Source organism: Bradyrhizobium genomosp. III (genome assembly GCF_000261705.1).
GTDB classification, from domain to species: Bacteria; Pseudomonadota; Alphaproteobacteria; order Rhizobiales; family Xanthobacteraceae; genus Bradyrhizobium; species Bradyrhizobium ottawaense.
The window spans coordinates 1-9,553 of record NZ_AJQF01000540.1; the positions used below are offsets into that span (position 1 = coordinate 1).

At 57.8% G+C, this 9,553-nt stretch carries 6 protein-coding genes and 1 pseudogene; 6 read left to right on the top strand and 1 reads right to left on the bottom strand.

All coding sequences use genetic code 11. The features are described from left to right. From IC66_RS48065 to IC66_RS0141340, 4 genes and pseudogenes are all read left to right on the top strand, one after another. Window positions 1–342: pseudogene (locus IC66_RS48065) on the top strand (nodulate formation efficiency C protein); the annotation flags it as partial. 1,134 nt (window positions 343–1,476) lie between these two features. Next, window positions 1,477–2,190 carry a thermonuclease family protein gene (locus tag IC66_RS0141330; RefSeq protein WP_014497787.1) on the top strand — a complete coding sequence of 238 codons (714 nt, stop codon included), beginning with the start codon at window positions 1,477–1,479 and terminating at the stop codon, window positions 2,188–2,190. Window positions 2,191–2,198: 8 nt separating this feature from the next. Beyond that, window positions 2,199–2,942: a carbonic anhydrase gene (locus tag IC66_RS0141335; RefSeq protein ID WP_026312601.1), complete on the top strand. Its 744-nt coding sequence runs from the start codon at window positions 2,199–2,201 to the stop codon at window positions 2,940–2,942. 1,896 nt (window positions 2,943–4,838) lie between these two features. Further along, window positions 4,839–6,005: a flavin-dependent monooxygenase gene (locus IC66_RS0141340; protein ID WP_193375329.1), complete on the top strand. Its 1,167-nt coding sequence runs from the start codon at window positions 4,839–4,841 to the stop codon at window positions 6,003–6,005. Between the two features lie 1,020 nt (window positions 6,006–7,025). On the opposite strand, the gene IC66_RS0141345 is transcribed toward IC66_RS0141340, so the two are convergent. Continuing rightward, window positions 7,026–7,673: an FkbM family methyltransferase gene (locus IC66_RS0141345; protein ID WP_028144322.1), complete on the bottom strand. Its 648-nt coding sequence runs from the start codon at window positions 7,671–7,673 to the stop codon at window positions 7,026–7,028. 950 nt (window positions 7,674–8,623) lie between these two features. Here IC66_RS0141345 and IC66_RS0141350 point away from each other — a divergent pair. Together IC66_RS0141350 and IC66_RS0141355 are read left to right on the top strand one after the other, a co-directional pair. Further along, the gene (locus IC66_RS0141350; protein ID WP_014497790.1) at window positions 8,624–8,938 is read left to right on the top strand and encodes a co-chaperone GroES; all 315 of its coding nucleotides are present in this window, start codon (window positions 8,624–8,626) and stop codon (window positions 8,936–8,938) included. Window positions 8,939–9,022: 84 nt separating this feature from the next. Next, on the top strand, window positions 9,023–9,553 hold a 531-nt coding region (locus IC66_RS0141355; RefSeq protein ID WP_283806382.1), incomplete at its 3' end, for a TCP-1/cpn60 chaperonin family protein.

A 9,553-nucleotide genomic window follows, 5' to 3' on the forward strand; every position in this document is an offset into this window, starting at 1 on the left:
ACTTCAAACTGGATTAAGCCCGTGGGGCAAGGTCACGATCTTCTGCGGCAGGGCCGCTGCACTATCATTGAACCAGTTGGAGTGGACTACTTACCGAAGCGGAATGATAAACCGGCCGAGAAGGGTGGCGTGTGGCGCGTTCTGCTCTTGGTGAATTGTAGTATCCAAGGACCACGTTATTTTACACACAACGGGGTCATCACTTTCGAGAAGAGAGAAGGACAGGATTGGGAGCCACAATCCTCCTTTGCCAAACGCATCGCGAAATTTCCCCCTGGCTCCTGGTTCCAACGCACCGAGCCAAAAGAAGAGGAAGACTTAGGAGAGCCAAGGCCTGAGTAAACCGCCGCAGAGCAACATCTTGCCGCAGTGGCGGAGCGCCTCGAACCTATTGCAAGACATACGCGCTCTACACTTGCTTTGTTTTAGCATCCGCAACGGTCCGGGTGCCTTTCTCGCAGCAGTCCGTCCCGTCGCAAGAAGGTCGGGCCGCGCGATTCCGTTTGTTCCGCCTAGTGTCAGCGGCGCGCACGAGCTTGCGAGATGTGGTTTTCCCGCCTTCACTCCACCCGGTGTGAGGACATCAGTTTGCGTAGCAACGTCGAAGGCACCAGGAAATGAGTGCTGAGACGAAGCCGGCGAGGAAGTTACCGGAAACCGTTCACCGGTAGCAACCCAGCATACCGCTGGGCGCTTGCGCATTTCGGAGCGTGCAGACCGGGAAGCTCAGAGCCGTACGCAAGAACGTCGAGGACCAGACTGGCTCGGCCCTAGCTTATCTGGCACCCATTCGTCTGCACGTCATAGATCCGGATTTCGAAGCATGGAAAACACTTCTATAACTGTGCTCCACCTGCCCTGGTCGACATCAACGATCATCCTGCCGGGCGGAAAAGGCATCGGATTTGCGCGGTTTGCTCGCGCAAGGAGCTAAGTTATGCGCGGGCGTCTACGCTGAACTCCATTGCGTCTTCTTCTAAATCGGTCAGAGCGAGCCAGACAAGATTTTTCACATCTTTTCGTGTGAAATGCGAAATTTCATCGCAGAACCGTCGGCAGCGGCAAGATTGCCGCTGGGAGCCGTGGCCGACCAGAACAAGGTTGCTCCTCAACGCCTGACTCCACCGCGAGCGCCGGCGCTTCATAGTCGGTCTCCTTTTTTGCAAAACACAACATTCCGGGGTTCGGGTTTGTTCAGCATCGCCCGTTCGGCCCGCCCGCGAGGATTTCCCCCTCAGGTGGAGGGTACAGCGCGGTCCTAGTGAGAGAGCCGATGCTCGAAGAATACCGCCGCCCGCCCCGAAGAAATCACTTGATCCTTACGCAGCGTCAGGCCGTAGGTTCGCGTTCCGGCGAAGCGCTCATAGAGCGCTCGGAAATGCCGGCGGAATAACGCACATAATGCTGTCAAGCAGCCGAATGTATCGGCACCGTATCGTGCGTGAAACGTGGATCAGGAGCGAAAGGTTATTGTCGGTGAACCGCGGAATTATGTTCGCATTGCTCGCTCTCGTCACATCTCCGGTCTGCGCCGCGACGCTCAGCGGTGCTCCGCGCATCCTCGACGGCAATACGATCGAGATCGAGAAAACCAACGTTCGGCTCTCAGGCATCGAAGCTCCTGAGACGGACCAGATTTGTCTCGACACCAACGGTCGCAAATGGGCCTGCGGCGTAGCTGCTCGCGACGAGCTTATCAAGCATTCAAATGGGCGAACCTGGGATTGTCACACCCAGAGAGTCGATGAGTACAGACGAGCCCTCGGTAACTGCTTCATCGAAGGCGAGAATGTGAATGTCTGGATGGTACGCTCGGGCTGGGCACTATCGGCTGCTGCATCTCACGCTGTCTATGAGTTGTCGGCAAGCACAGCCCATGCCGGACTGTGGTCGGGAGCGTTCATCGCTCCGTGGGACTGGCCTCGCCGCAATAAGGGCACGATGATCATCGGCGCGTGGTCGGTTCCGATCGACGCGCAGGAAGTACTGCTCGGATCAGTCCTGCTGTCGGAACCACCGTCCCCCGAGTGCCTGATAAAAGGCACTGTCGAGCGCAGCGGCGAGCGGATTTATCACCTGCCAGGGCAAGCCAGCTACGAACTAATCGATATGACGAAGAAGCGCAGCGAACGCTGGCTTTGTAGCGAAGCGGAAGCCGAAGCCACCGGGTGGCGTAAGGCCGTGCGATGAGGCGACACATGCATGCAGCCAATTCTCCAAATATGAACCATTTAACCAGCACTGCGCGTTCGCGCCGTTCGCTGTTGTTGTTTGCTGCTTCGACAGTTTTCCTACGATTCGGCAATAAAATTGCCGATGCAAGGGAAGCAAAAGGCACGCCCAAGCCAGATAACCTGCTGTCGCCAGATGCTGCCCTGAAGCGGCTGCTGATGGGAAACGATCGTTATGTCCAGGGTACATCGCGAGCCGACGATTTCAGGCGCGAGCGTTCGGCTTTGGTCGAAGGCCAAAATCCATATGCGGCGGTTTTGAGCTGCGCCGACTCTCGCGTGGCGCCCGAACTTGTGTTCGACAGCGGGCTCGGTGATCTGTTTGTCTGCCGCGTCGCCGGCAACTTCGCTAATGATGATACGCTCGCCAGTATGGAATATGCGGTCGCAGTACTGAACACGCCGCTAATCCTCGTACTAGGCCACGATCATTGCGGCGCGATAGACGCTACGATCAAGTCGCTCCATCAAGATAAGCCGCCGCCAGGGCACATTTCATCCCTGGTGACCGCACTTGCTCCCGCGGTGAACGCATCTCTAGGGCAAGCCGGCGATATATCCGCCCACGCAACCCGAAAAAATGTGATCGACAATGTGAACAAACTCAGATCGACGGGCCCGATTCTGACGGCTGCAGTTGAGCAGAACCGGCTGAAAGTCGTCGGAGGCCTGTATCGGATCGGCACCGGTAAGGTCGATATTGTCAGCTGACGCTAGCACATTCACACCCGAGGCGAATCATCTGCCGTGTGATACGGCCCTTCCGTTCCGCTGTTTGGTCCACCGTCTGCGACAAATGCCCCGGATACCATCCGCTCCATAATAATGATCACTTCGGGAAGTCCTTCGGTATGCGTGGCGTCTTGATTCTCCTCATGTTCTACCTACTCATGTTAGCAACACGCGGCGAGCATCAAGAAACGCACCTAACGCGTCCGACAGCGTTCATGCCTCCATATTGAGTTGCAAACCCAATAGCGTGGTTCCGGTAGCAGATAGCGATGAAGCGCATTGCCTGGCTGTGAACTCCAGAGCCGGCGACGATCCTGAGATCTTCTAGCTCCGATCGAGCACGCCATGAATGGTGTTGCTTTATCACCAAGCTCAGCCAGGGCTGCAGATCACATAGAACAACCAGCAGGACTGCCATCATTCGTTATGATAGTCTCGTTCGCCGCCAAGGACCCGGCCCGCAATGATAAGGCCGTTGAAAGCATGGTTGTTTTCACCACGATCTCGCATGCGCTGCCTGATATTGCACACAGTCGCGCGACCCGCCCGCTTTGGACAATTTACTATCCGTCCTCCATAACGAGTTCGACACGAGACGAAACTGGCAGCTCGCAAATTGCATAGCGTGTACGCGAAACCCATCAGGTTGTTAGTCGCTGCGGACACAGTAAGTTGTGCCAGATTTGTCCGCCCAGGCGAATACCAGAACAATGATTCAAATGTTGCGCAGCGCGTCTGCCAGCCAGAAATCATCTAACAACCGATAGATTTGGCAAGCAAGCTCTTCAACCACGGCGTCGCTCAGTAGGAAACAGAAGACTAGCTTCAGAACGTGGATCCCTCATCAGTCGTAACGCTCGTGGCGCAGGCATGCTGCGCGAATTTGGCAAGCTCGGCCAAAATCTCAGCATTGGAAAACCGCCGAAGAGGGAGGCGCCGGCGGCTGCAAAAGAGGTCGACAGGTCAGAATTCTGCCCGAATTTCTTGCGTCCTGTAGGACAGAAGGTAGACGGCTCGTGTGCTGCAACGAGCCTCCTAAGCTCCCCGGGGCCTCTTCGAAGCGCGCCTTGTCTTTGCTTGCATGAGCCGGGTACTCTTGCAGCGCCTCGAACAGATTTGATCGCGTAATTCAGCGTCTTGAGCTCCGTGCGTTTGCTGAACACCAGCTGTCTGGAGGTCCGCTTCTAACCAGGCGCTCCCCGCAGTCGCACGAACAGCTATTGGGCTGTTGGTAGCATCGGGAGATCGGAGCGGGTCTTAATTTTGGCACTAACGTTGAATCTGGCCGGTCGGCGATCGAGGTCCGCTTCTGTCGGTTTGCTTGCGGCTTGTTGAGTCAATGACATTGGCGGAAAGTATACACGAAGACACGAGCATGTGTGGCACGGCGCGGCGGAATGATCTCGCGAGATTCGGACAAGGCCGGCAGACATGCTTAATGGCACGCCGATTGCTGAGACGATGGAAAACTAAGTCGCAGGCTTGAGCGCCCTCCCGAGCATAGCTCAGGAACTCCACACTTGGCTCGACCCGGCTTGTCCGACGTATGAGCACACGTCCATGGAGAAGACATGACATCGCATGCCCCCCCGACCAGCCGCCGGAGATCCAGCCCGGCAACCACGGGCCGATGTCGCGCCGCCGTCTACCGGCTGTTTTGCCGGCCAGCCTCCATGCAACGGCAACAGCTACATCTCAGTCTGGCTTCCCGGCCCTTAAATTGGGAAGCTACCGTGCGCAATCTCATGCAAGCGATATCAACTGCGACAGCTCTGAGAATGTCCTCCAGCCGGTATCGTATCACCCAGCTTCGCCCCGTGCGCAGTCAATGGCTGACGCACGACCATGGTCGGCACAAGACGCGGAGGACGATCTATGAACGCTTCACCCGAAAAGCAATGTCCTGTATCCCACACCGCGGCTGCGACCTGGGATAATCTGTCGCCGCTACTTGTCGAGATCCGTGCGCGTCGCAACGAGTTTGGCCCCGCGCAGGAAATTCCAAAAGAGATCATCGACGGCTTCAGGCGCATCGGTATCTATCGGGCTATGGTCGCGAAGCGATTCGGCGGCGAGGAGCGAACACCAGCCGAATTTTGCCGCCAGATCGAGCGCATCTCCGAGGCCGACGGATCCGCCGGTTGGGTCGCCAGCTTCGGGGATGGAGCTCGCTACCTCGCTGCTCTTCCGGACGACACGCTTCGAAAAGTGTACGCCAATGGACCTGACGTCGTATTGGCGGGTGCGCTCTTCCCGCTCCAGCCCGCCAGGCGATGCGCCGGCGGATTTGTCGTGAACGGCGTGTGGCCATTCGCTAGCGGCTCGCCCGGGGCGGATTTGATAGGAGTTGGTATAAAACTGGAAGACGATCCGGCCGGAGACCTCCCGCGTGTAGCGGTGATTCCGGCAGAGAAGGTGACAATCCGGCCCAATTGGGACGTCATCGGACTACGAGGCACCGGAAGCCACGACGTTGTCGTCAGCGACGTCATTGTGCCAGAGCAATGGACCTTGATCCGCGGCGGTCCGGCAACACTTGATGGGCCGATCTATCGTTATCCGTCCGTCGCTTTCGCTGCGCAAGCGCATGCGATCGTCGGCATCGGGATTGCGCGAGCCGCAATAGACGAGGTGATCGCCATGGCCGGAAGCCGCGCCTCGATCACTGGAGCGCCCGTGATGGCTCAGCGCGGCTATGTCCAACTTGAAATCGCCAAAGCCGAATCCATGCTACGTTCCGCTCGTTCCTTCTTTTACGAGGCCACGGAAGAGCTGTGGAAGCAAGCGCTCACGGGCGAGGTAAATCTGAGCACCACGATGCAAGTGCGGCTCGCCGCGACGAACGCCGCGCGGCAGGGCGCTGAGGTCTGCAGGATCTCGAGCGGTCTTGCTGGAACTGAGGCGCTCTATACCAGCAGCAATCTAGCACGCGCCATGTGCGACAGCTTCGTGGTTGCCCAGCACGCAGCTTTAAACGAGGGAACGCTTCAGAGTGCTGGCCTCGCCCTGCTCGGAACTGCAATACAGCCCGGCTTTCCATGAAGTAAGGGGATCAGGCGCGGGCAACAGGCCACGCGAATGGATTACCGGACCGGCGTCATGATGTGGTCTGCTGCTGAGGACGTGGCGACCTTGTTTCAATGTGAACAAAGACACTACTGGGCTCTCCCTCCTTCAAAACGAAACCTCGTATCCTGGACCATTCGTTCGTCATCCAAACACGGCGATGTTTTTTGAGCCTCTACGCCCCTGCCCGATCATTGACGTGCCGAGCGGGATCTACCTGAATTTCTGCGCAACGGCTCGCGGTTCAACCGACGAACTTTCCAAATCACCGAGCGACGGGGCTCGACTCTCGCGGGCTGTGCCGCCTGGGCGCACGGTGCAGCACTGCACGGCGCAATATCCTGGCACTCGACCTTGCCGCTTATCGATGCGGCACGCCGACACTGGCAAGGGCAGTACGACATTGATGTGAAGCGTACCGTGCACCTCCATCGGAATGATGGATCAATCTGGCTCTTGGCCGCTGCTGGCGGATCGGCATCGACGGCGCGGAAGAGACGCCGGCCGCATGAGATCGCGCATCGCCTAACCGGCCATCTTCCGGCTGAAGAGACCCATGTCAGCCCTCCAATACAGCCAGCCCTCTGCCGTTGGGATGGAGTGACATTAGCAAGCTAGACCCGGTTTGGGGCGCGCCGACGAGGCCGCGCGATGGATTGGCGTGATCGGCAGTAGATCCTGGCGACTGCCGGTAGAGCGGAACCGACGAAGCGGCGTCATGAATGTGCGAACGCCTTGCTGCTACATCGGCTGTCCGATCGCCACGGCAGCGCCACGGCGCCACGGCCTTAGCTCCTCAGGATCGGATGGACCCGCTGACTGCCATGGCGCTGGCCGCACCCTACGGACCGGCTGGCGCTCACGCCGGCCCGAAACCGCACACCAATCGGGCTAACGATAGCCGCCCGCCTTGACGATCACCGTTGTGCGGGTGCGGCCATCACAGAGTCCGTTGATCAGGCGCGGCATGAATGAGACGCTAGATATGAGTAGCTGCTAGACACGCGTATTCCTGAGCAATACATCACCTTCCACTGCGCGCGGATAGTGAGCCGCCACTTCAAATGATGGCAATAAGCTAAGAATGGCTTGCAGGCTCAACTGCCCTTCGTAGAGCTCGCGATCACTATATTCGGTGTAGATAAAGCGCGTGTTGCTCAAGGTCCGCATACCGCCGGCGATAACGTCGGCTTCGGCTCCCTGAACGTCCATCCAGATGAAATCGACTCCGTCCAATTTGGCTTCGCTGCACCAGTCGTCAAGCCGCCGTGTTTCAACCGAGACAGGCCGATCAAACCGGACCCAATCATACTCGGTAAGATGATTCTTTGGGCGGCGTATTGAACCGGACAGGTCCCAATCTTTCGCATCCCCATCTGCATTACTCGGATGGAAGTCGATCGTCCCGTTTCGGTCACTGATGGCAATTTCTAGCAGCTTCACCTTATTGAGGGATGGACCGAGCTTCTTCTTGAAGCGCGCGATCGCTCGGGGGTCCGGCTCAAAGCAGTAAAGCTCGGGTTGCGGGCACAGCTCGAGGAACTTTTGCGTATCAGTCCCATCATTGCAGCCAATATCCAGGATGACCGGATTCGGCTTCTGCAGAAGTGAGACGATGTGCTGATGTACTTCTACGGACGACACAGATGCTCTTCCATGGTGCGCGGAGATCGGATGAATTTTGACTTGGAAGTCGATCACACGCCGGAAGCAGCTGCACAACGTATATCAAGGTATATTGCTCTTAAATCCGCCAATCCCTTCGATCCTCGACAGCTGTTTGGATGCCATCGACATCAAAAGGAGGGAGTCTATCGAGCACCTCGCGATGCAATTCTCGACCCTATCGCCGGAAAATGCGGCCTCAGTGAGTCAGATCGCCGTCTTGGCTTTTTGCCAGCCGAAAGAACGCCTTGGTTCAAGCGCCACCTGCCGGATATGATTTATGGCACGTGCCGAGCAGAGTGGCCCCTCGTGCATAGCAACAGCCCCTCATCTCGATGACAATTGCGCAAAAATGCGCGCTCTCGGCTCATGGCCGCCATCTCAGATAGTAGCTCCCGGCACTCTCTTCCTCGGAAACGCAGGCGAGGAACGCAACCGTGAAAGCACAGCGGTACGCGATGTCCGGCGCAATCAAGCTTTCGCGGCGCGCGCAAATTTCTTCAAGTGCTGCCGGCACGATGACCAGGGTGAAGTCAGTAGGGTTTGAGCACCGCCGCTGGACACCGTTTGTGGACCGCACGCTTTGCCCGCCACAGCTGCTAGATGGTGCCGTCAGGCAATCATGTGCAATGCCAGCACCGCCGCCAACACGCGAGGCCTTTCGACCTGTTCAACGACCACCGGAGCAACGTCGAAGTCTTCCCGGGATCAATGCAGTATTCGAAGAAACGCAATGTCATTTTCACGACAGCCGGGCGGGCTGGTGCACCTCTGCGCGTTTGCTTCTGGACAACACAATCGCAGCCGCTGAATGCTTCAGCAGTACTGGAAGGGCAGATCGCTTAGCGCATTTCTGGCCTGACTCTTGCTACGGGCTGCTTGTCACATTGTGCCTAACTTCAACTTGTTCACACGCTCAGGAGACCTCTATGAAATTCCGTCCGCTTCACGACCGCGTCGTGGTCAAGCGCATCGACGCAGAAGAGAAGACCGCCGGCGGCATCATCATCCCCGACACTGCCAAGGAAAAGCCATCGCAGGGCGAAGTCGTTGCAGTTGGCCCGGGAGGCCGCGATGATAGCGGCAAGCTAATTCCGATCGACATCGAAGTCGGTGATCGCGTGCTGTTTGGCAAGTGGTCCGGCACCGAGGTCAAGATCGATGGGCAAGACCTGTTGATTATGAAGGAGAGCGACGTGATGGGTGTTCTCACCGATGTCTTCTCCAAGAAGAAAGCCGCCTAATTCACAGCTCGCAGCTCACCCCTCCTGAGGAGAGCCCATCGGGCGCGCCAAAGGATGAATTAATAGGGACTGAAGGAATTTTGTATGTCAGCCAAAGAAGTGAAGTTCGGAGTAGACGCGCGGGACCGTATGCTGCGCGGTGTCGACATTCTCGCCAACGCCGTGCAGGTCACGCTCGGTCCAAAAGGCCGCAACGTCGTGCTCGACAAGTCGTTCGGCGCACCTCGAATTACCAAGGACGGCGTTGCAGTCGCCAAGGAGATCGAGCTCGACGACAAGTTCGAGAACATGGGTGCCCAGATGGTGCGTGAGGTCGCTTCGAAGGCTGCGGATGCTGCTGGCGACGGTACCACCACCGCGACCGTCCTGGCCGCTGCGATTGTGCGAGAAGGCGCCAAGTCGGTTGCCGCCGGCATGAACCCGATGGACCTCAAGCGCGGTATCGACCTTGCGGTCGAGGCTGTGGTTGCGGACCTTCAGAAGAACTCCAAGAAGGTCACCTCGAATGAGGAGATCGCCCAGGTCGGCGCAATTTCGGCTAACGGCGACCAGGAGATCGGCAAATTCCTCGCCGACGCGGTGAAGAAGGTCGGCAACGAGGGTGTCATCACCGTC

Bases quoted from the DNA above. Each gene is read 5' to 3' on its own strand.
- IC66_RS0141335 (WP_026312601.1), top strand. From the start codon at position 2,199: ATGCATGCAGCCAATTCTCCAAATATGAACCATTTAACCAGCACTGCG.
- IC66_RS0141340 (WP_193375329.1), top strand. From the start codon at position 4,839: ATGAACGCTTCACCCGAAAAGCAATGTCCTGTATCCCACACCGCGGCT.
- IC66_RS0141350 (WP_014497790.1), top strand. From the start codon at position 8,624: ATGAAATTCCGTCCGCTTCACGACCGCGTCGTGGTCAAGCGCATCGAC.